General features: G+C 59.9%; 14 protein-coding genes. 9 read left to right on the forward strand and 5 right to left on the reverse strand.

Annotated elements, in window-relative coordinates; translation table 11 throughout:
• A partial coding sequence (locus ABIA96_RS00005) for an alkaline phosphatase family protein (RefSeq protein WP_354134969.1) occupies positions 1–4,285 on the reverse strand: 4,285 nt, incomplete at its 3' end.
• Between the two features lie 318 nt (positions 4,286–4,603).
• Positions 4,604–6,430: a glutamine--fructose-6-phosphate transaminase (isomerizing) gene (gene glmS / locus ABIA96_RS00010; protein WP_354134970.1), complete on the reverse strand. Its 1,827-nt coding sequence runs from the start codon at positions 6,428–6,430 to the stop codon at positions 4,604–4,606.
• 698 nt (positions 6,431–7,128) lie between these two features.
• Here glmS and ABIA96_RS00015 point away from each other — a divergent pair.
• Positions 7,129–7,365 (forward strand): DUF6894 family protein, encoded by a 237-nt coding sequence (locus tag ABIA96_RS00015; RefSeq protein ID WP_354134971.1) that lies wholly within the window; start codon positions 7,129–7,131, stop codon positions 7,363–7,365.
• 134 nt (positions 7,366–7,499) lie between these two features.
• Here ABIA96_RS00015 and ABIA96_RS00020 read toward each other — a convergent pair whose 3' ends face one another.
• Complete coding sequence (locus ABIA96_RS00020; protein ID WP_354134972.1) at positions 7,500–8,162, reverse strand: LuxR C-terminal-related transcriptional regulator; 663 nt, start codon at positions 8,160–8,162, stop codon at positions 7,500–7,502.
• Positions 8,163–8,785: 623 nt separating this feature from the next.
• Here ABIA96_RS00020 and ABIA96_RS00025 point away from each other — a divergent pair.
• The 7 genes from ABIA96_RS00025 (at position 8,786) to ABIA96_RS00055 (ending at position 16,120) form a co-directional block, all read left to right on the forward strand.
• Positions 8,786–9,697: a LuxR C-terminal-related transcriptional regulator gene (locus tag ABIA96_RS00025; RefSeq protein WP_354134973.1), complete on the forward strand. Its 912-nt coding sequence runs from the start codon at positions 8,786–8,788 to the stop codon at positions 9,695–9,697.
• Between the two features lie 492 nt (positions 9,698–10,189).
• Positions 10,190–10,909 carry a nucleotidyltransferase family protein gene (locus ABIA96_RS00030; RefSeq protein ID WP_354134974.1) on the forward strand — a complete coding sequence of 240 codons (720 nt, stop codon included), beginning with the start codon at positions 10,190–10,192 and terminating at the stop codon, positions 10,907–10,909.
• 76 nt (positions 10,910–10,985) lie between these two features.
• Complete coding sequence (locus tag ABIA96_RS00035; RefSeq protein WP_354134975.1) at positions 10,986–12,122, forward strand: DegT/DnrJ/EryC1/StrS family aminotransferase; 1,137 nt, start codon at positions 10,986–10,988, stop codon at positions 12,120–12,122.
• A gap of 11 nt (positions 12,123–12,133) precedes the next feature.
• Positions 12,134–12,805 carry a sugar transferase gene (locus ABIA96_RS00040; protein ID WP_354135686.1) on the forward strand — a complete coding sequence of 224 codons (672 nt, stop codon included), beginning with the start codon at positions 12,134–12,136 and terminating at the stop codon, positions 12,803–12,805.
• An 18-nt stretch (positions 12,806–12,823) separates the two neighbouring features.
• Positions 12,824–13,831 (forward strand): GDP-mannose 4,6-dehydratase, encoded by a 1,008-nt coding sequence (locus ABIA96_RS00045; protein ID WP_354135687.1) that lies wholly within the window; start codon positions 12,824–12,826, stop codon positions 13,829–13,831.
• Positions 13,832–13,921: 90 nt separating this feature from the next.
• Positions 13,922–15,229 carry a polysaccharide biosynthesis/export family protein gene (locus ABIA96_RS00050; protein ID WP_354134976.1) on the forward strand — a complete coding sequence of 436 codons (1,308 nt, stop codon included), beginning with the start codon at positions 13,922–13,924 and terminating at the stop codon, positions 15,227–15,229.
• 234 nt (positions 15,230–15,463) lie between these two features.
• The gene (locus tag ABIA96_RS00055; RefSeq protein WP_354134977.1) at positions 15,464–16,120 is read left to right on the forward strand and encodes a helix-turn-helix transcriptional regulator; all 657 of its coding nucleotides are present in this window, start codon (positions 15,464–15,466) and stop codon (positions 16,118–16,120) included.
• Positions 16,121–16,252: 132 nt separating this feature from the next.
• Here the strand turns inward: ABIA96_RS00055 and ABIA96_RS00060 are convergent, their stop codons facing one another.
• Positions 16,253–17,677 (reverse strand): HlyD family type I secretion periplasmic adaptor subunit, encoded by a 1,425-nt coding sequence (locus tag ABIA96_RS00060; RefSeq protein ID WP_354134978.1) that lies wholly within the window; start codon positions 17,675–17,677, stop codon positions 16,253–16,255.
• Complete coding sequence (locus tag ABIA96_RS00065) at positions 17,664–19,805, reverse strand: type I secretion system permease/ATPase (RefSeq protein WP_354135688.1); 2,142 nt, start codon at positions 19,803–19,805, stop codon at positions 17,664–17,666. The genes ABIA96_RS00060 and ABIA96_RS00065 overlap by 14 nt, the downstream gene beginning before the upstream one ends.
• An 870-nt stretch (positions 19,806–20,675) precedes the next feature.
• Between ABIA96_RS00065 and ABIA96_RS00070 the strand changes: the two genes are divergently transcribed.
• On the forward strand, positions 20,676–21,902 hold the full coding sequence (locus ABIA96_RS00070; RefSeq protein ID WP_354134979.1) for a glycosyltransferase: 1,227 nt from the start codon (positions 20,676–20,678) through the stop codon (positions 21,900–21,902).
• Positions 21,903–21,950 lie beyond the last annotated feature (48 nt).

Consider the following 21,950-nt stretch of genomic DNA (forward strand, 5'->3'; position numbering starts at 1 on the left):
CGCCCGAGCCACCGGTGTAGCTTGCCGTGCCGCCATCGTTGAGGGTCAGCGTCGGTGCACCGCCGCTGGTATTGACCGTCACGGCCGCGCTGAAGTTCACGGTCAGCGTGACCACCTTGCCCGCGTTGAGATCGCCGGCACCGCTGGCGATGCCGGTGCCCGAGGCTGCGATCGAGGCAACCGTCGGTGCTGTTGCCGCGGATCCCTGGACGGCGATCTGAGCGACCACCGTCTGCCACCAGCCGTTGGCCACGTATTCGTTCGAGATCCAGAATCCGTTTGGGTTGTTCGGATCGGCGATTGCAGTCGAATAGGTCCCCCAACGCTGGTCGTTCAGACTTCCGGAATCGAGATACGTGGTGCTCGCCTGGTAAAGCGTCGGCCCGCTGAAAGCGGAGGCGCCGGCGCCGAGCACCATATAATAGTCGGAAGGATACATGTTCGGCCCGGAGGCCGAGAAATTGATGAGCACGTCGCCGTTCTGGTCGACCGCAATCGAAGGGTTGAACACGGCGACACCCGTGCCGATGGACGCGCCGGAAATGACGTTCCCGATGACATATTGCGGATTCGTGGGGTCGGTGACATCGACCTTGAACCACTCGATTTGCGCGAGCGACCCTGCGCTCGGCATGGCTTCGCTCACGCCGTAGACGTAATTGTGTCCTCCGGAGGAGGTGTAGGCAAGGCTCTGGATGCGCCCGTCGTTAATGTCGAGCCTCTTGGTCGTGCCCAACTGCGCGGCGGTGAAGTTGCTTCCGCCTCCTCCCACATCGGCGTCGCCGAGGAAGAGCGTTTGGGTCCCGCTGAAGCCGTGCGTCGGATCGTACGTCTGATATGTGAGCGCGGTTTCCCTCCCGGTCGAATGGGCGCTCAAATAGTAGGTCACCCCGTTGTCGCCGGCGACGTTGCGCATGATGCTGGCGGTCCCAGGCACGCTAGCGCTGGCGTCAGGCGTGATCGCGCCGTTTCCGGCGGCGATGACGCTGCTTTCGTTGACGACGAATTCGCCGTTGTTGTAGCCGCCTCCCGCGTCCAGAAACTCGGGCGTGGAGATGTAGATTTTGCCGTTGCTGACCGACAGATAGGGCATGTCCGATTGGGTCGTTCTGCCGTTGGACGTGTCGATCGAAGCCAGATACCAGCCGTCGCTCGGATTGCTGTCCACCGACACGGCGATATCGATATTGGTGGCGAAGTTCCCGCCGCCTGGTTGAAAATTATCCGCGGTGACCACATAGCGCCCGGTCGAACTGTCATAGACGGCGCGCGCGTCGAGAAGGGCGTTGTCAAGCGTGCCGCCAAGCGGCGCGAACAAGCCATACAATGATCCGTTGGATACGATTGGATTGCCGCTGAGGTCGGTTATCCGGTAGTGAGTGGTCTCCGCGGTGAAAATGTAATTCGGCCCTACCGCCAACGCATTTTGGGGCGGATTGTTGGTCGGGTCGGACACTCCGGAAAATGACCGAGTGACCGAGGCGGACGCCCTCGCCGGCGTCGACGAATAGAAGTTGAGTGCCGGCACGCCGGCGCTGGCGCCGATCGCCGCAGCACCATAAAGGCTTTCGATCGTGGCAAGCAGGGAATATTGATCAGCCGGCGAGTCGTTGACGGTCCCGGCCGGGACGCTTGCGCCGACGACGATCGCCGCAGTGTGATTGGGGTAGCTCACCGCTGGATTGGTGTTGTTTTCGTCGAAGGTGACGATCAGCAGCGAATTGTTGGCCTGCGCCCAGGCCGCGTAGGCGGAGAGATTGGCCTGGACCCAGGCATCGCCCGCCGGAATCCCGCCGCCGTTGTCGCTCGTCGGCGTCATGTTGTCGGCGTCGTTGGGCGAAACAAAGGAGACGGTCGGAAGGTTGGCAAAGCCGGCCGCGGTCTGAGGAAAAGCGCTGAAATCGTGAGCGGTGTTGGCCGAATTGGCGAAGTGGCTCCAAGGCTGGCGTTCGGGATCCGCATTGGTTTCGGCGTAACCGCCGAAGGTGTAACCGCTGGCGGCGAGCGTGCTCGCCAGCGTCGGAACGCTGGCCGGAAACTGGGGAAAGGTGCCGTTGTTGGTGATGCCCTGCGTCGAGCCAGAAAACAGGGCAATGTAATTGGGCTGGCTCGGATGAGTCACACCGTTGTAGTTGGTGAGCAGCATCCCCTGAGCGATCAGCGAGTTCAGGTAAGGCGCCTGGGAACTACCTACGATGTCCGAGTAGTTCTCGTTTTCCAGGGAAAGGACGACGATGTGGCTAGGTTTGGCGGCGGGGGTCGGGTTGACCTGCAGGGTGCCGGCGGGATTGTAGTTGGTGGCGCCGGCCAGGTTGGCCGCGTTGCCGGCTCCGTCGCTGACGACGGCGCCGTTGAGGTTGAACGATGAGACAGCGAGATCGGACGTGGTCTGGCCCGCCGCCACCGTGTAGCTGAAGGTGAGCGCAGCGCTGCCCGAGCCGCCGGTGTAGCTTGCGGTGCCGCCATCATTGAGCGCGAGCGTCGGCGTGCCGCCGCTGGTGTTGACCGTCACGGCTTCGCTCGTATTGACGGTCAATGTGATAACCTGGCCAGTGCTCACATTTCCGCTGCCGTTGGTAATGCCCGTGCCGGAAGCCACGATCGAGGCAATCGTCGGCGCAGTCGTGTCGACCTGAAGGATGCCAGCCGGATTGTAGTTAGCCGCGCCCGACAGGTTGGCGGCGTTGCCGGCTCCGTCGTTGATCACGGCGCCATTGAGGTTGAGCGCAGAGATGGCGAGATCGGACGTGGTTTGGCCCGCTGCCACGGTGTAGCTGAAGGTCAGTGCAGTGCCGCCCGAGCCACCGGCGTAGCTTGCCGTGCCGCCATCATTGAGGGTGAGCGCCGGGGTGCCGCCGCTCGTGTTGACCGTCACGGCCGCGCTGAAGTTCACGGTCAGCGTGACCACCTTGCCCGCGTTGAGATCGCCGGTGCCGCCGCTGATGCCGGTGCCGGAGGTCGCGATCGAGGCAATCGTTGGACCGGTGCCTGCGGAGTTCTGGATGGCGATCTGGGCGACCGACGTCTGCCACCAGCCGTTGGCAACATATTCACTCGAGATCCAGAACGAGTTCGGATTGTTCGGGTCGACCGTAGCGGACGAATTGGCGCCCCATGGCTGCACGCTGGACCCATTGCCCGAGTTGAAGAAACTGGTGCTCGCCTGATACAGGATCGGCGCGCTGAAAGAGCCCGCAGGATTGCTGCCGCCCTGGAAGACATAGTAGTCCGCTGGATACATATTCGGACCGCTGGCGGTGAAATTGATGATGACATCGCCCGCTGCATCCACCGCGATTGACGGATTGAAGGTTGCCACGCCAGTTCCGATTGCGGCGCCGGAGACGTCGCCTTGCGCCACAAGGGACGGAGCACTGGGATTGCTGACGTCGATCTTGAACCAATGGACCAGCGGCACGCTCGAGCCGGCCGGCTTCATCTCGGCCACTCCGTACAGGAAGCCGTTGGCATAGACCATGTTGGCAATGCGGTTATCGCCGGCATCGAGCAGGAGGCTCGTCCCCTGTTGCTGGGCGGTGTAGCTGCCGCCCTGGTCGATATTGCCGAGGGCGATCGTGCTGGTGGTGCTGAAACTGTTGGTGGTCTTGTCGTAGGTCTGGATGGCAACGACGACCTGACTTCCGCTGGCGAAGTCGCTCACGTAGTAGGTCTTGCCATTGTTGCCGGATGCAACGGCAAACATGTCCTGCGTCGAGGGCATGACTTCGCTTGCGGTCACGCTCAACGTGCCGCCACCATAGATGCCGCCGCCCGCACCGGCCGTATTGCCGATCACCCAATTTTCCGTGCCGGCGTAACCGGACACGTTGATGTTGTACTGTGCTGCCGAGATGTAGATGTTCGAACCGTCGACCGCCAACGTCGGCCGGTCAGAGTCGGTCAACTGACCGTTGATCGTGACGGTCGTATTGAGCTGCGAGAAGGTCCAGCCGTCGTTCGGATTGGCATCCTTGGAGACTGCAATATCGATGTCGGTGGTGGTGCCGTCGGGCGCCAGGTACTGCATGATCGCGACAAAGCGCTGATTGACGCTGTCGTAGACGACGCGCTGATCATAGAGGCCGCCGGTCGGAGATAGCGGCGAGAAGAAGCTGTAGACCGACTGCACGGTTGGCGATCCGCCGGTCAGGTTCGTCCATTCGACTTGCGACCCCTCGATCATCACGACGTAGTTCGACCCAACGGCAAGACCGTTGTGCGGGGGATAGCTGCTGGTCGTCGATGGCCCGGAGAACGATGTTATGATGCTTGAGGAATAGCTCACGATATGCTCCCTCTGTCGGAATCTGCGCTTCTTCGATTGTTCTCGTTGTCGCGGAAACTTCGGCCAGGCCGTGCCAATAATGCACGACATATGGCCGCGAATTTGAAGCACCACGACAGACCAATTTAACGTCCCAGAAGGGGTACTCCTTCACAGGATCGGAATCTGCTCCCCGCCAAGTCCGTTAAGCCGAATGGGTCGCCCCCTCTTCGCCAACCTGGTGGAGGGCAGCCGCATGATCGGTGATGCTTCCGAACGAATCCTTGATCACTGCACTCGTGGATCGCGAGCGGCCATATCTTGTCACGGCATTCGCCTCTATTCGACCGTCACCGATTTGGCGAGATTGCGCGGCTGGTCCACATCGGTGCCCATGATCACGGCCGCATGATAAGCGAGCAACTGGACCGGAACGGCGTAGACTATCGGCGCGAAGGTCGACGCCATGTCGGGCAGCAATACCGTAGATACGGGCTCGATGCCTGCTTCCGCCGCGCCCCTGGCATCCGTGATCAGAATGATCTTGCCGCCGCGCGCTACGACCTCCTGCATGTTCGATACGGTTTTTTCGAACACACCGTCGAAAGGCGCGATAACGACAACGGGCATGTTCTCATCGATCAGAGCGATCGGGCCATGTTTGAGTTCGCCTGCGGCATAACCCTCAGCATGAATATAGGAGATTTCCTTCAGCTTCAGCGCACCTTCCAGCGCGAGCGGATAGCTGGTGCCGCGCCCCAAATAGAGGACATCTCGCGACTTTGCGACATAGCGAGCCAGCTTCTCGATCTGCGGCTCGCTGGCAAGGGCGGCGGCCATCAAACGCGGAACTGCAATCAGCCCCCTGACGAGCTTTCTCTCCTCGCTCATGGAGATCTCGCCACGCGCGGTTCCCGCGGCGACCGCGAGGGCAGCGAGCGTCATCAACTGACAGGTGAAGGCTTTAGTGGAGGCAACGCCGATTTCCGGGCCAGCCAGGGTCGGCAGCACCGTTTCACTCTCACGCGCAATGGTGGAGGTCGGTACGTTCACGACGGAGACGGTGTGAGCCCCCTTCTCCTTGGCGTAGCGAAGTGCTGCCAGCGTGTCGGCCGTTTCGCCCGATTGCGAGATGAAGACCGCGAGGTCGCCCTTGCGAAGCGGTGCGTCGCGGTAACGGAATTCGGAGGCGATATCGACATCGACAGGGATATGTGCCAGCCGTTCGAACCAATATTTCGAGATAGCCCCGGCATAGCTTGCGGTGCCGCAGGCCGTGATCGTAACGCGCCTGATGGTGCTGAAATCGAACGGCAGCTTGATCGGCAGCGCCACCCGTTCGGCTGTCATGTCCAGATAGTGAGCGAGCGTACATCCCACCACGTCCGGTTGCTCGCAAATCTCCTTTGCCATGAAATGGCGATAGTTGGCTTTGTCGGCGACGAATGACGATCCGCCCGATTTCAGCACCTCACGAGTAACGACTGCGCCGCTCCCATCGCGGATCACCCCTCCGTCGCGCGACAACACAACCCAGTCACCGTCTTCCAGGTAGCTGATAGCCTCTGCAAATGGAGCGAGCGCAATCGCATCAGAACCAAGATACGTCTCGCCATTGCCATACCCCACCGCCAGTGGTGATCCCTTGCGCGCTCCGATCAGAAGATCGCCATATCCCCTGAAGAGGAACACCAGCGCAAAGGTGCCGCGCAGTTGCGGCAAGGAAGCTTTCACTGCTTCCTGAGGCGAATAGCCCTTAAGCAGGTAAGAATTGACGAGATGTACAACGACTTCAGTATCCGTGTCGCTCGCGAACGTCGCGCCCCTGGCCTCGAGCACCTGGCGCAGCTTCCGAAAATTCTCGATGATACCATTATGGACCACGGCAACGCGCTCGGTCGCGTGTGGATGCGCGTTGTACTCGGTCGGCTTGCCGTGCGTGGCCCAACGCGTGTGACCGATTCCTGCATCACCACTTAGCGGCTCGGCACGCAGCCGCGCCTCGAGGTTTACGAGTTTGCCTTCGGCGCGGCGACGTTCGAGACGACCATCGTCGAGCGTCGCCACGCCCGTCGAGTCATAACCCCGATATTCGAGCCGCTTGAGTGAATCGATCAATCGATCGGAGACCGCAGTTCGCCCCAGAATGCCGATAATTCCGCACATCCGTTAGACCTCCCCACCTCGCCGACAATCAACAAAATGCGCGTGCACGATGGTGATCACCCCAATACACGGCTGGTGTGAGTTGAGACCGGCGAATCGGGAGAGCCGCTGCAGCAAGCGCGGGGTACTCCGTTCGAGCGAGCCAAATGCGGTAAAGCCGTCTCCTCATTCGACGGAGCTGCTCCGCGTCGTGTCCAGGTTAATTGATCGATTCCCAATTGCTGATGCGATTTCGCGAATCGGCTCGACGGGTTGATTGTGCGAGACGGGTCGAAGGCTTATCTGAACGGCCGCGGGATCGAATGCATTGGCATTTGCGGTCGCGCCCAATCACCCCAAATCGGGCTCGCACCTCGACGTGCGTCACTTGACGCGATTCGATAAGTGACGCTCCGCAGACCAGGCGAGCGGATCAGTCAAGCCGGTCGTCGCCGTATAATTGCCGTCAGTGCGACGAGACCGCGGCCCCGGCTGGGGGGCTGGTTGGTTGCAGGGCCGGGGCCGCTGAACACGCCGAAGCGGGCACTCCAGCGCAACGTGACTTTAGTTCGCCGGAAACAATTGTCCATGTCAACCACGCGAGAGTCGGAGTCGACGTTGAGGTACCCAACAATGATCATGGACCTACAACAGCAGCTTGTCGTAGGTCCACCTTGGCGGCGCCACGCTTGGGGATGCATCGCCTTCCGGAAACGCCAATGCCTCGCTATTTTTTCCACGTTCACGACGGCGGTTCAGTGCCGGACGACCTCGGGCTGGCTCTCCCCGATATCGACGCCGCGCGCACGGCCGCCATTGAGCTGACCCGCGAGATCCTGAGAAGCGAGCTCATTGGACCATTCCATGATCACTCCTGCTGGCGGATCGAGGTGAGCGACAGCCCAGAACTGACCGGTCTGCCAATATTTGTCCTTCACTTTTCGGTCAGCGAATAACCTGCGGCAAGCGCCTTGCCAGCATTCACAAAACGTCGGTTAGCGGTCGAGTCTTCCGGTCAACGAGGCTTTGGGTCAAACAAGGCTTGGCCTCGGCCAGCCGCCATTGGCACGCGGAGCACAATGTTCTCCACTTATCCGGGTTCTGGCGATTTGACTGGAGCAACCCAATCATGCTGCGAGATGACCAAGGCCGCGAGCGCCGTGCGGTTGCTGATCTCCAGCTTCTGGAAGATGTGGTGAAGATGCACTTTGATTGTGCCGTCGGCAATGTTCAAGCGGCGTCCAATTTCCTTGTTTGATAGTCCTTCCGAAACCAGGCGCATGATCTGACGCTCTCGGTCCGTCAGCACCGCCAGCGCATTTTCCGAATTCACCCCGTTCACCGCGGGCGCGACCTGATCCATTGATGACTGCGGCACGATTGTTTGACCACTCGCGATCTCCAGCAAACAGCGCATCAGCGTTTCCGGCGACGCCTCCTTCGGCACGACGCTGCAGCCATCGAACGCGCTCGACAAAACGAGCTCGTAGCCCTCGCCGGGGGCGAAAAACACCACGCGAGTTGAGCGACTGTCTGGATTGGCGACGGACGAGTTCTTCAGCGGAATCAGCCCGGGCATTGTTGGATCAAGGATCGCAATATCGGGTACCATAGTACGGATCGCTTCAATGCAACTAGCGGCATCGCCACAAGATGCAACGATATCGAAACCGCCTTCCGCACTGAGCAATGAGCTCAAACCTCGCAAGACCACCGGATACCGGTCTGCGATCACGACTCTTGTGCGACTCATTGGGCGCTCCTCAGCCGTTTGCCTCCGACTTTCAAACTTCGCCCACCCGCCATTGTTTCGATTCTATGTCGATAAGGTCACCACATTTCTGCACCAAACAAGAAAACGTGATCCTGCAACGCAATACACTCAGTCAATGCATCCCTAAATTCAGCTGTGAACGCACGCTCGGCGCCGATCGACTCCTGCAATAACCTTACTATCAACATCCGGGAGCGTGTCCCCCGTAGAACTCCGGTGACAAGCCGCGACGCCGTGCTTTGGCGAATCCGCGCTTCTAGCAGCACGACAGGTCAGAACCTTCATGACCTATCCGCGCTTTTGGCGGACGCTAAGCACATATCTCACCGAAGATTCTACGACGGCCAGGGTTTCAGCCGGCTCGTCCGCCTGCAGCAAACGCCTCAATCTATCGAGGTATTTCTACCATTGGCCATGCAATGGTTGTGCTAACCGTACCCTAAAACGCGTGGCTCCGTCATCACGACTATAACCAACGATATATATAGTAGTCGGCGATTCAGCTCTAACGTTCATAAAAGCTTAACAAATACGGAGGGCTACAAACGCATCAACAAGCCGCTACGGCCGGAAACCCACGGCCGGGGTAGCACGAAAGTGTAATGCCGGGGAAAATCGGTCGAACAGACGACAGGTTGAAGCCGGCCCACATCGTTTTCAAGTTCCATTTATATGGTGTCATTTTTGCGTATGTCGCGGAGGGTACTATGAGGAGGCGGCAATCTTACGAAACCATTCTTATTGGAAAAAACATACTGATCAGAGAGGGCATTTCACGGATACTGCATGCTGCAAATTTTCGGATCCTATTATCCACTTCGAGCGCTGATGAACTGCCAAGCGCCCTCGAAGCACATCAACTGCTGTTTCTGATTATCCACAATGGCGACCCCTTCGATGTCGCATTGGAACAGATACGTTTTGTGAGGAGCCGCTGTCCCGACGCACGGATAGCAATCGTGTCGGATCACTATCGCCCAGATGAACTTGTCTCGGCATATCGGGCCGGTGCTAGCGGCTATTTCGTGAACGTCAATTCCTGCGATGCATTCGTTAAATCCATCGAGCTCGTGACGATGGGGGAGGCAGTCTTTCCCCCGGCATTTCTATCGTTCGCGCTTGACGGCAATCATCAGCTCGAAGATCCGCCGATCAGTGAGAGCGAGCACGCGATCGTTGTCAATGCGGAGGAGCCGATTGCGCCACACCTTTCTCCGCGGGAGAAGGCAATCTTGTCCTGTTTGATCGAGGGCAGCTCCAACAAATGCATCGCGCGAAAAATCGACATCGCCGAGGCCACCGTGAAAGTCCACGTCAAGGCAATCCTTCGCAAGATCCGGGTCCAGAACCGGACGCAGGCTGCGATTTGGGGAATGAACAATGGGTCATTGGTGCACTCCGCAAATGGACACACCCTGCCCTCGATTATCCCTCCACACGCGAGCCTCAGCGCCTTACCACCCGATCGCCGAAACCACTCCAATCAGAATCCCGGCGCCACTAAGCTCGAGTAACGGGCCCTGGCACACGTCTACCACCTCGTCGCAACGGCGTCTCTGGCGTGCGATAAAGGACTAATCCCGCGGTACGACAACTACCACACGACTTGCAATCTTCTCGACGCGCCACAGCAGCAACGCTGCTGTGGCGTTCGTCTGTCGTGCAGACCTCGACCGCCCCGGTCGACCCACAGCGCACTGATCGCGCTTTGATTTCTGCGTGCATGAAGGCGCCAACCAGCGCGGCTACGTAGCGATCGCCTTCGCGCTCACGCGCCTGCGCACAGCATTCTACATTCGAATTGCGATCGCACTGGATGCATTCGATCAGTCCGCATACCTAAATCGTCTCATGCAAACGTACGAAGACGTCTCAGTTGTTTGCGTCTACGTTCTTTCCACGCTCCTGCCCGACCAGCACGCTGAGATCGGACTAACGCAGGCGGAAGTGCATAGTTGAACGAGTGCATAGTTGAACGATTGCGAATTCTAATTACGGAGGGTTCAATGAAGGCGGTTATTCAATGCGGCGGCAAAGGAACACGCTTACGCCCCCACACCTCAATTTTGCCGAAACCACTCATGCCGATAGGTGCGCGTCCTGTGCTTGAGCTTGTCCTCAAGTGGCTCAGGCGGAACGGGATCAGGGAGGTCTACGTCACGACCGGATATCTGGGCCACCTCATCCGCAGCGTCTGCGGAGATGGCAACCAGTGGAACATGCGCATCAACTATACGCAGGAAATGGAGCCGCTCGGGACCATTGGCCCACTGTCGCTGCTGCGCGCCCAGCTCGACGAGCCGTTCCTCGTTCTCAATGGCGACGTGCTTACGGATCTGAATCTCAATCAGTTCGTGAACTGCCATCGGCGCGGCAACTCGCCACTCTCGATCGCCACGGCGATCCGCCCGACCAAGATGGACTTTGGCGTGATCGACGAGATGGAAGGGCGTGTGAGCGACTTCCGCGAGAAACCCGAGCTCACGCATCTCGTCAGCATGGGGATCTATTGCATGGACCCGTCTATCGTCGAGCGAATCCCGTCGGGCGTTCCCTTCGGGTTTGACGATCTGATGTTCCAGATGCTCAACGAGGACGTGCCAGTCAACGTCTTCAAGCACAGCGGCCTCTGGCTCGACATCGGACGCGTCGAGGACTTCCTGAAAGCACAGGATGTCGCATGGGATGAACAGTCCCTTGCACTCGCAAGTTTCGCGGCCGCCTGAGGCCGGTTCTCATCCTGCAGTGATCGCAACAGTCGCGCTTGCGGCGCGAGTTCACGCCCAGATTGGAGACGAACACATGCTATTGGTATCAGAGCCGGTCCTGGGAGAAGAGGAGAGGGTCGCCCTCGCCGCGGTCATTGAAAGCGGCTGGGTGACGATGGGAGATCGCGTTCGCGACTTCGAGCAGGCGTTCGCTCGCCTGCACGGGGCCGAGGATGCGGTCGCCGTCGGCTCCTGCACGGCGGCCCTCCACCTCATCCTGCACGCCCTTGGCATTGGCCCCGGAGATGAGGTCCTCGTCCCCTCGCTGACCTTCGTAGCGACCGCCAACAGCGTCCTCTATGTCGGCGCCAAGCCAGTCTTCGTCGACATCGGGTCCGCAGAAGTCCCACTGATGTCGCTGGACGAAGCGGAAGCAAAGTGCACCTCCAGGACCAAGGCTATCATCCTCGTTCATTTTGCGGGCTACCTTGCACATCGCGAGGCCTGGCAATCCTTTGCGCGGCGGAAGGGGCTGCTCCTGATCGAGGACGCCGCTCATGCGCCCGGACTGCCCGAGGTCGGCAGCTATGGCGAGGCGGCCGCCTTCAGCTTCTACGGAAACAAGAACATGACCACCGCCGAAGGAGGCGCGATCATTGCGCGCAGCCGCGCCCTGCGCGAGACCATCCGGCAGGCCCGCGCTCATGGGATGACAAGCGGTGCACGGCAACGCCTCTCCAGCCGCCGTCCCGACTACGACGTGACGGTTCTCGGCTTCAATTACCGGATGGACGAGCTGCGGGCTGCGCTTGGCCTCGTGCAGCTCAAGAAGTTGCCGGAATGGAACGACATCAGGCGGCGGTTGTCGGTCAGGTACCGTGAACTCGTGACGGAACATTGCCCATCGGTGATGATACCCTTTGAAGATCCCTGGCCGTCGACCCACCATCTGATGCCGGTCGTGCTGCCGCCGGCAACCAGCCGCCAGCGCGTCATCGATCGCCTGCGCAAGCATGGCATTCAGACCACGGTTCACTATCCGCCCGTCCACCGCCTGACTTTCTACAGGGATCTCTATCCGGAGATGCTCCTCCCGCGCACAGAGGATTTTTCTCGCCGCGAATTGACACTGCCTCTGCATCCGCGAATGACGACGGCGGATGTCGAGAGAGTTGTGATTGGGCTGACGACCGCACTCGCCACCAACTTCCCGGTTGGGGCGGTAGCATGACCCTGCCAGAGATGGCGAACCGGTGGGGCGCGCAATCTCGTTCGTCTCGATTGAGTGCACGACGCGCAATCGATGTTCTCTGTGCCGGCACCGCGATGGTGTTGCTTTCACCCGTGTTCGTCGTTGTCGCGTTCGTCATTTGGCTCGATAGCGGGCGGCCACTCCTGTTCTCGCAACTCCGCCTGGGACAAAGCGGCGAGCCGTTTCGCATGTACAAGTTTCGCAAGTTTGGGCCGAGCTGCGGCAGCGGAGGCTCGCCGCTGACGCTGCAGGAGGATGAACGTTTGACGGCCGTCGGCCGAATCCTCGCCGCGACCAAGCTGGACGAGCTGCCGCAGCTCTGGAACGTCCTGCGGGGCGACATGTCTCTCGTCGGCCCCCGACCGGAGTCTCTCAGCTTTTCCGATTGCTTTCGCGACGGCTTCGAAAAGCTGCTCGACTTCAAACCAGGTTTGTTCGGCCCGTGCCAGGTCCTGTTCAGAGACGAAAACAGAACGTACCCCGCCGACGTGCCGGCAGCCGAGTACTATCGAAAAGTCCTGTTTCCAGCCAAGGCGAAGATCGACCTTGCCTATTTTCCGCGCCGGACTCTCGTATCGGATTTCGGCTGGATCGCCCGTGCCGCGCAAGTCATCGCCGTGGAATGCTGGGCCGCGCTAACGCGGAAGCTTCGATCAAGATGAGAGAAAGAGAGGGCGATGATGACCTATCTTGGAGCAAAAATTCTTGTGACAGGAGCCGACGGCTTCATCGGATCGCACCTGACGGAGCACCTCGTTTCGGCAGGAGCTAATGTAACTGCGTTGGCGCAATACAACTCTTTCGACAGCCATGGCTGGCTCGACGATATCTCCCAATCGACGCGACAGAAGCTCAATCTCGTGCGCGGCGACATTCGCGACGCGGCCTTCGTCAGCCGTTTGGCTCAGGGCCACCACTATGTCTTTCACCTCGCGGCGCTGATCGCCATACCCTATTCCTATCTCGCGCCGCAATCCTATGTGGAGACCAACGTACTCGGTACATTGAACATCCTCGAGGCCGCGCGGCAACACAGCATCGAACGGGTGGTCGTGACGTCGACGAGCGAGGTCTATGGTACGGCAGTCAAGATGCCGATCGATGAATCTCACCCGCTGCAGGGGCAATCGCCCTACTCGGCCTCGAAGATCGGCGCAGACATGATGGCGGAGGCCTTCGCGCGCTCGTTCGGCGTGCCCGTCGTAATCCTCAGACCATTCAACACGTACGGACCTCGGCAAAGCGAGCGCGCGATCATCGGCACGATCATCCGGCAGGCCCTCGATCCGGAATGCAATGCAATCATGGTCGGCGATACGACCACCGTCCGCGATCTGACATTCGTCACGGATACAGCCGCGGCATTCATGGCGGCCGGGCTCGCGGACGATGTCGAATATGGCCATGCCTACAACGCCGGCAGTCAGCGCGCCATCACAATTGGTGATCTGATCGAGAACATTCTCGAACTGACATCGAGTCACAAGCCGGTCCTTCGCGACGAAAAGCGGCTGCGGCCGACAAATTCGGAAGTGCGCGCGCTCCTTGCCGACTCCACCCGGTTCGGAAGGGCAACCGGCTGGACGCCGAAGGTGGCGCTGCGCGAGGGCCTGGAGCAAACCGTCAATTGGTGGCGCGGTCGCCTCTCAACCAAGAGAATCCGACAGCAGACGGATTTTATTACATGACGAGGCCACTCAACCGTCAGCGCGTTCCCGGACATCCGCTGTACGGGATTGTGGGGCCGCTACGAGTTGTAACGACCTCCGCCGTCTGGAATGAACGGCATCGCGCTGCGCATGCTTGATGATTGCAAGGAGATCGCTATGGACGGCACCAGGCGCGTCAAGACGTTCAACCACCTCTCGATTGCCACGTGGATGGCGATTGTGCTGTTCGTCAGCAGCCCGTGCTTTGCAGCACAGTATAGGCTGGCGGCGGGTGATACCGTTGAAGTGGCGATCGGCGGTGCGCCGGAACAACGTCAGCGGGCGCAAATCCAGATCGACGGCACGATCGCTCTTCCCGGAATCGGCACGGTCGAGGTCGCGGGCCTGACCACGGCCGAGTTGCAGAGCCGGATGGAAACGTTGCTACAGTCGAAGATATTGCGTCAACGGCTGCCGGACGGGCGCGAACAGGCAATCGTCGTCGTACCTGGGGACGTGATCGCGAGCGTGGTGGAGTATCGTCCCATCTACGTTACCGGTGATGTTCTGACGCCCGGACAGTTGGCATACAGGTCCTCGATGACCGTCCGCCAGGCCGTCGCGGTTTCCGGCGGTTACAGCCTGTTGCGTTCCCGCAATCAGTCCGGCACCGCTGATCCAGCGGATCTTCTGCGCGACTATCAGTCCTTTTCCACAGAGTATGTGAAGGAGTACTTCCATATCCTTCGTGTCGATGCCGAACTCGCGGACAAGGACACCTTCGATCAGACCCCGCCCCAGGACATCTCTTTGCCGTTATCAGCAGTCATTCCGATCGTGCAGGCTGAGGCAGAGTCGCTAAAGACCACGCAACAAGACTATCGCAAGGAGCGCACGTTTCTGGAAGACGCCGTAAAGCAAGCGGACGGGCAGTTCGCGGCGCTCAGCAAGCAGCAAGAGGGCGAAGAAAAAGGCGTACAAGCGGATGAGGAAGAGCTCGATCGCGTCGTAAAGCTATTCGGTTCGGGCTCCCTACCGAGCCCCCGCGTCACTGAAAGTCGACGTGCCCTTCTGCTTTCTTCGACCCGACGTCTGCAAACCACGGTCGAGCTTATGCGTCTCCAACGCCAGCGCGAAGATTCCGCCCGCCAGATCGATCGCTCCGCAAGCCAGCGCACGGTCGCGCTGCTTCGTGAGCTGAGGGACTCCAACGTCCACATAACCGACCTGCGTATCAGAATGAGGTCGTTGGGGCAAAAGCTGCAGCCCGTGAGCGGAAGCGCGGCGGTACCAGCGGGGACAGGTGACCTAAAGCCCCAGGTCAACGTCATACGAAAGTCCGGCCAGAGTTGGGAAAAGATCGTCGCGTCCGAAGATTTCGACCTGGAACCAGGTGACGTTATCGAAATCACGTTGCGCGCCCAGGGCAGCTCCTGACGCGACCGGTTTCCAACGCATCACACTGACGCGCAGAGCGTCCATTGAGGCCATCAACAGGCGATCTCCGGCTACCCCGTGTGAGCCTCCGCCGCTTCGCGAGGACGTCGGCTGGATTACTCCCAAGTTGACCATCTAACTCCGATTCAACGTTTACAACGCGCCCGCCAATTGGAGAATGGTCGTCAGATATCGTTCATTTGAACGAGCCGGGAAACCAAAGGGGCGCATGGAATGCTGAACTTGACCCAGAGTAGCTCGGTTGCATCGCATTACCAATCCAAGGAATCGATTTTCAACATTTCCAATCGTGCTCGCCCAATTCTCTCCGACGACCGTCGGCTCGACGTGCGCGACGAAATGCACGCAGCACTCGGCCGTATCGGCTGCGCGCGCATCTTGCTCAAACGCGGCCGTGTAGTCGAGGTGTGCCCAACAGGCCGCGCCATATTGGAGCGCCATTGTGGATCCGCCCTGTGTACAAAATCGCTATCTGACGCTGTAAGGGAGATCGTAAAGCGCGCGGGCGTCGAACTTCCCGCGGGTTCGATGGCGTGGCTGGCAACGTCCTCCCGCGAAGGCATAACGAGCCTTGTTAATCAGACAGCCAATGTCTGGTCAGACGACACCTGCGCCATCGTCCTGCTCGACCTCGATGCTCGTCCGGAGCCCTCGCCCAGAACGCTGCAACGTTTGTTTGGCCTGACGACCGCGGAGATTCCTGTCGCCATCGAATTGGCACGCGGCGGCAATTTACTCGACATTGCCCGCGCTCACCGGTTGAGCCGAACGACAATCCGCTCCCATCTCGCGTCGCTGTTCGTCAAGACACAGACGCGACGCCAAGTGGAGCTCGTTTCCCTCCTGGGACGTATCGCCCTGATACCTTAACCACCTTAAATCCGTTCTCGACCTACTCTGCCGCCCAGGGACGCATCCAAGCGAGGCCGTCGTGAGGCCCGTCTCCGGCGTGGTTCACCGGTACGCCCAAGGCGCTCCTCCACCCTCAGAGCGTCCTGGCCACTATCTCTCTCGCAATATCTCCTGATTGTAGCGCGTCAACGGTGAGAGCAGGTAGCTGATGATGCGTCGCGAACCCGTCCTGATCTCGACGGTCACGGCCATTCCGGGCGACAGTTGGACGGTCCGGCCCTCCACCTCCATCGAGGTACGGTCGAGGCTGACGCGGGCCGCGTAGTTCAACTCCTGCCCTTTCGGCTCGCTGGACGCAATCTCCGCTCCGCCGGACTGATCCCTCCCCCCGTCATCACGCCGATCACGTATGATCGCATCGCGCGAAAGGCTGAGCACCCGACCATTCAGCAGGCCATAGCGGGTAAAATTGAAAGTATCGATCTTGATTGCGACGGTCTGCCCCGGAACGACAAAGCCAATATCTCGGTTGGATACCAGCGCCTCGATCTCGAAATCCGGGTTCAACGAAACCACGGCTGCCAGTGTTTGCGCCGGTGTAACCACGCCGCCGATCGTGTGCACCGCCAGCTGCTGCACCACCCCATCGATCGGGGCGGTGAGAATTTGCAGCTTCGCCTTTTCCTCCGCCTTGATCATGTCCTGAGTGAGACCGGCGGCTCGCCGTTCGGCCTTTGACAGATCGTCATAGAGAGATCGTTCGAACTCCGCCTCCGCTTTGGATCTGGCCTGCGCGAGACTCGCCGTCGCGCCCTCCGATTCGCGGAGCCGGCTCTGCTGGACCAGAATGTCATGCTGTTGGCCGACCAACTCTTGAGCCTCAGTGAGATAGGTGATCTTGGACCCGATCGCCTTGTCGTAGAGGTATTTGCGAACGTTCACACGCTCTTCGAGGAGCGGGATTGTTGCATCGAGTTTGGATATCGTCGCCGCGATTGTCTCGCTCTCCGCCTTTTTCTGTCTTAACTGCCCATCGAGCTCCGACAGCCTCGTGGTGTGCTCTGCCATCTGGCTGGCCAGGAACTGACGATGCAGGTCGATCTCCTGCTGGCTGGCTCCTACCGGAGGAGAGAACGCCGCAATCGGATCACCGGGTCCCAGCGCTGCGCGCAACCTGGCGATGTCAAGCTGCGTAGCAACCAGGTCGCTCTTCACGTGATCAACCTCGGCGGCAGTGATCGTTGGATCCAGTTCGATCAACACGTCACCCGCCTTGACCATCGCGCCGTCCCTGACGTGAATCGCGCGCACCACTCCCGTTTCCGCGGGCTGGATCACTTTGGTTCGGCCATTCACCACGATCTTGCCCGATGCGGTCGCGACAACATCGACTTTGGAGACCGTCGCCCAGACCGTTGCGACGCAAAACAGCAAGATAATGATCATGCCGGTGGCGCGGCCGACCGGCGACGGCGGTTTCTCGAGGACCTCCAGCGCGGCCGGGAGAAAGGCGGTCTCCTCTTCGCGGCGCCGGCGGCGATCCGGGAACGGAACGATGCTTCTAGCGATGGTCATTAATCCCTGCCTGGAGCAAGTGCAAAGTCGCGTAGCGCCCGTTGGAGCGGATCAACTCATCATGGGTGCCGTCCTCGACGATCCGCCCGCGATCGATGGTGATGATCCGATTTGCGCGTCGCACCGTGGAAAGCCGGTGGGCAATGATAAAGACGGTGCGCCTTTCGCAGATGCGTCGCATGTTGTCCTGAATGATGCGTTCGCTCTCATAGTCGAGAGCGCTGGTGGCCTCATCGAAGATCAGAATACGAGGATCATTGACGAGCGCGCGGGCAATTGCGATGCGCTGCCGCTGGCCACCGGAGAGGCTGCAGCCGCGCTCACCGACGACTGTATCGTAGCCCTCAGGCAGTTCGAGTATGAACTCATGTGCTCCGGCAAGGATGGCCGCATCAATGATCCGCTGCATCGGCATAGCGGAATCGGCAAGTGCGATATTCTCGGCCACGGTCCGGTTGAAAAGCACATCCTCCTGCAGAACGACGCCCACCTGCCGCCGCAGCCAGGCGGCATCGGTCAAGGCAAGATCGACACCATCGACGAGCACACGGCCACTTTCCGGCACGTACAGCCGCTCGAGGAGCTTGGTCAGCGTGCTCTTGCCCGAGCCGGACGGACCAACAATGCCTACGACCTGGCCTGCCGGAACATGGAATCCAATATCATGCAGCGTCTCGGGTCCGTCGGTACGATAGCGAAACGTAACGTGATCGAACGTAACGGCGCCCGTAATCGGCGGGAGCACCGCGCGCCCTACGCCGACAGTCGGCTCCGGCCGCGTATTGAGGATATCACCCAACCGCTCGATCGAGAGACGAACCTGGTGGAAGTCCTGCCAGAGCTGGGCGATGCGCAAGACCGGCATGTTCACGCGGTTTGCCAGCATATTGAAGGCCACCAATTCACCGACGGTCAGGCTACCTTCGATCACCAGCTTCGCACCGAAGAACAGGATCGCTACCGTAACCAGATGGCTCACCAATTGCACCGCCTGACTTGCCACATTTCCAAGGCTTACGACGCGAAAGCTCGCGGAAACATAGGCGGCCAGCTGCTCCTCCCAGCGTCTGTTCATTTGGGGCTCAACTGCGAGGGCCTTCAGCGTTTGCACGCCCGTTATGCTCTCGACCAGGAAGGCCTGATTTTCTGCGCCGCGACGAAATTTTTCATCCAACCGCTGACGAAACACCGGTGTCGCAATGGCGGAAATACCGATGTAGAACGGAAACGCTCCCAGAACGATCAGCGTGAGCATCGGTGAGTAAACAAACATCACCGCAATGAACACCGCGGTGAACATGAAATCGATAATGAAGGTCAGCGCGGAACTCGTCAGAAAATTGCGGACATTTTCCAGCTCCTGAACGCGGGCGACCGAGTCGCCGACACGTCGGGTCTGGAAATACATGAGCGGCAATGACGCCAGATGGCGGTAAAGGCGTGCGCCCAACTCGACGTCGATCCGGTTGGTGGTATGAGAAAAGAGGTAAGTGCGTAACGCGCTCAGCACTGCTTCGAACACGGCGATCAAGGCCAGGCCGATTACCAGGACTTCCAGCGTACTGATCCCGCGATGGACGAGTACCTTGTCGATGACCACCTGAAAGAATAGTGGGCTGACGAGGGCGAATACCTGGAGGAAGAAGGAAGCGAGCAGAACTTCTCCGAGCAGGTGCCGATATTTCTGAATCGCACCAAGAAACCAAGTGAAGTCGAATCGGCGAGACAGATCCGAAAGCGACGCCCTACGCGCCATCAAGACCAGGCGGCCATCCCAGACCGCCTCGAATTCGGCACGGCTGAGTTTGCGCGGACGGGGATCCGAGGGACACTGAACCAACACCTCGTCCCCGTCCGCCTTGCCGACCAGGAGGAAGCCGCCTTGATTAAGCACGGCGATCCCCGGCAACGGTATGCGCGCAAGACGCGCCCAACCGGTCTTGATCGTGCGCGCCTTGAGGCCGAAGGCCTTCGCACATCGCACCATCTCCGTCACCCCGACGTGACGGGTACCTAGTCGATGACAGAGTTGCTCCTGGTCGGCTGCAATGCCATGCAACCTGAGCAACAAGACGAGGGCAAAAGATCCCGACTTCTCTGGAGATGCTATTTCTTGGATATCCCGCATGTGGTTCGCCAACATCTCACGATCAACAACATCGGATACGGACTGCATTCCGAGCGGCCTTTTATTGTCCTCGTCTCGCCCTCGATCCGGCGAGCGCCGGGTGCACGTGAAACACGTATTGCAGAGAAGTCGCCTCCCGCCGTGCGATTCTAACCCTGCTCGCGGGATACCCGCGCGGCGAAAACGCGGTACACGTGCGTTTTCATTAGACCCTAATGGGTAGCTCAGAAGCTCAAAGCCCGCACGGAGACGGCCTCATCGATAGGCGGCCGCTCGGTGTCGCAGCGGGAAATGCGGCGGCGGACGACGGCCGGACAGAGGCGAACTGCGGGGTAGTCCAAAGGGGGTACCCGAAACGCGGGGCCGCATCATACAGGCTCACTCGCCGGCCCAGCGTCGATCGAGCTCGCCTCATCAAAGCCATTCTCGCCGTACGCGCGATCGTCCTGGCGCAGCATTGCAGCGCACTGCCGCCGATTGGACGAGTGGATCGTGTAGTTACCCCTTTATTCAGATACGATCTCGAATGTGCCGTGATAAAAGTGGATTCCCGACAACCCTCTCGGTTGAATGGTAAAATTCACGCTTCCTGAGCGTGTCGGCGCTTTTGAGCGGATACCACTTTGCGGTGTCCGATTGCTGGATGGGCAGCGACGCCGTTCAAGTCGGCTGCGATCCAACGGATGCGTTGACGAGATCCTGTCTTTGCAGACGGGCTGCAGACATTTGCCAAGACGTGTTTGCCAAGACGTGTTTGCCAAGACGTGCGCGATTTTGAATGACGGAGCTTTGCGAATGTTGAAGCCAGGGCTGGACGGCGATCATAGACGCGGTTCTCGCCTCCTTGATGACGATCCAAATGGAACGTCGATGGACCGACGCGATCCGCTGCAGCCTCATCTACTTTATATCGGAGGCGAAGATCATCATCTCCGCATTCCGGCGATGTGCGCCCTGCGCGACCATGGCTTCCGCATAACGGCCGTCGCGAGCGGAGACCCAGCTCCATTTGCACGAGCAGGCATCCGCTATCGAGACTTCCAGTTCAAGCGTTTCGTAAATCCGCGCGCCGACTGGGCGGCCATCAAAAGCCTTGCAAAAATCCTGGTCGAAGAGCGGCCCGATCTTGCGCAGAGCTTTGACACCAAACCCTCGATATTCCTGCCTTTGGCCGCGCGGAGCGCTCCCGGCGTGTTGGCCATTCGTACGATCAATGGACGCGCCTTTCTTTATTCATCTCGCTCCCCTCTTGCCCTGACGCTACGTCCGGTCTATCGCGCGCTCCACAAGCTCGCGGCCCGCACAGCAGCCGCCACGGTATTCGAGATCGGTGACGACCGGGCGTTCTTCGAGCGCAACGGGATCGCCGGAAAGATGCCGGTCCTGATTCGAGGTGCGGGCGTCGATGTCGAGGGTTTCGACCGAGCACTGGGCTCGGGACCCTCGCCAGATCAGCTTCGCCGCGAGCTTGGGCTTGGCGACGCCGAAGTCGTGATTACCGTGACGCGGATGACGAGGCAGAAGGGCATTCCGGCGCTGCTCGACGCGGCAGCCCGGGTGCACGCGGTGCGCCCCGATGTACGCTTCCTGCTTGTCGGGCCACGTGAATCCGAAGGCCCCCTCGCCATCACGCAAGCCGAGATTGACCGGCATGCCCCCTATGTGAAGGCGATCGGGCCAAGATCGGACATCCCAGCCCTGCTCAGGCTCGCAAATGTATTCGCGTTTCCGACTGAGTACCGTGAAGGCGTTCCTCGGGTTCTCCTTGAGGCCGCACTCGCCGGCCTGCCAATCGTGACCACGACCATGCCGGGTTGCGCTGAAGTCATCCGCGACGGATGGAACGGTTTGCTGGTGCCACCGGGAGCGCCCCCCGTATTGGCCGCAAAGATTCTCCACCTGCTCGCCGATCGAGCGAAGGGCCTGGCCATGGCCGGTCGCGCTGCCGAGTATGTCAGGAGGGAGTTCTCGCTCGCGACTGTTGTCGATCGACATGCTGCTCTCTACAAGCAGTTGATTGATGGTACGCCCCCGGCCTGGTTCAAGGACGGGAGGTTGGCGTCGACGGCCAAGGGGGACACATGCGGCGCCCTCTAGGGACTCAAGCACGCGCCGCGTACGCCAAGTGGTCCGCGGTAGCAGTTC

It is taken from the genome of Bradyrhizobium sp. LB11.1 (genome assembly GCF_040549385.1).
Classification (GTDB): domain Bacteria; phylum Pseudomonadota; class Alphaproteobacteria; order Rhizobiales; family Xanthobacteraceae; genus Bradyrhizobium.

Coding starts and splice junctions, on each gene's coding strand:
- glmS (WP_354134970.1), bottom strand. CDS start 6,430: ATGTGCGGAATTATCGGCATTCTGGGGCGAACTGCGGTCTCCGATCGA.
- ABIA96_RS00015 (WP_354134971.1), top strand. CDS start 7,129: ATGCCTCGCTATTTTTTCCACGTTCACGACGGCGGTTCAGTGCCGGAC.
- ABIA96_RS00020 (WP_354134972.1), bottom strand. CDS start 8,162: ATGAGTCGCACAAGAGTCGTGATCGCAGACCGGTATCCGGTGGTCTTG.
- ABIA96_RS00025 (WP_354134973.1), top strand. CDS start 8,786: ATGCCGGGGAAAATCGGTCGAACAGACGACAGGTTGAAGCCGGCCCAC.
- ABIA96_RS00030 (WP_354134974.1), top strand. CDS start 10,190: ATGAAGGCGGTTATTCAATGCGGCGGCAAAGGAACACGCTTACGCCCC.
- ABIA96_RS00035 (WP_354134975.1), top strand. CDS start 10,986: ATGCTATTGGTATCAGAGCCGGTCCTGGGAGAAGAGGAGAGGGTCGCC.
- ABIA96_RS00040 (WP_354135686.1), top strand. CDS start 12,134: ATGGCGAACCGGTGGGGCGCGCAATCTCGTTCGTCTCGATTGAGTGCA.
- ABIA96_RS00045 (WP_354135687.1), top strand. CDS start 12,824: ATGACCTATCTTGGAGCAAAAATTCTTGTGACAGGAGCCGACGGCTTC.
- ABIA96_RS00050 (WP_354134976.1), top strand. CDS start 13,922: ATGAACGGCATCGCGCTGCGCATGCTTGATGATTGCAAGGAGATCGCT.
- ABIA96_RS00055 (WP_354134977.1), top strand. CDS start 15,464: ATGCTGAACTTGACCCAGAGTAGCTCGGTTGCATCGCATTACCAATCC.
- ABIA96_RS00060 (WP_354134978.1), bottom strand. CDS start 17,677: ATGACCATCGCTAGAAGCATCGTTCCGTTCCCGGATCGCCGCCGGCGC.
- ABIA96_RS00065 (WP_354135688.1), bottom strand. CDS start 19,805: ATGCGGGATATCCAAGAAATAGCATCTCCAGAGAAGTCGGGATCTTTT.
- ABIA96_RS00070 (WP_354134979.1), top strand. CDS start 20,676: ATGGACCGACGCGATCCGCTGCAGCCTCATCTACTTTATATCGGAGGC.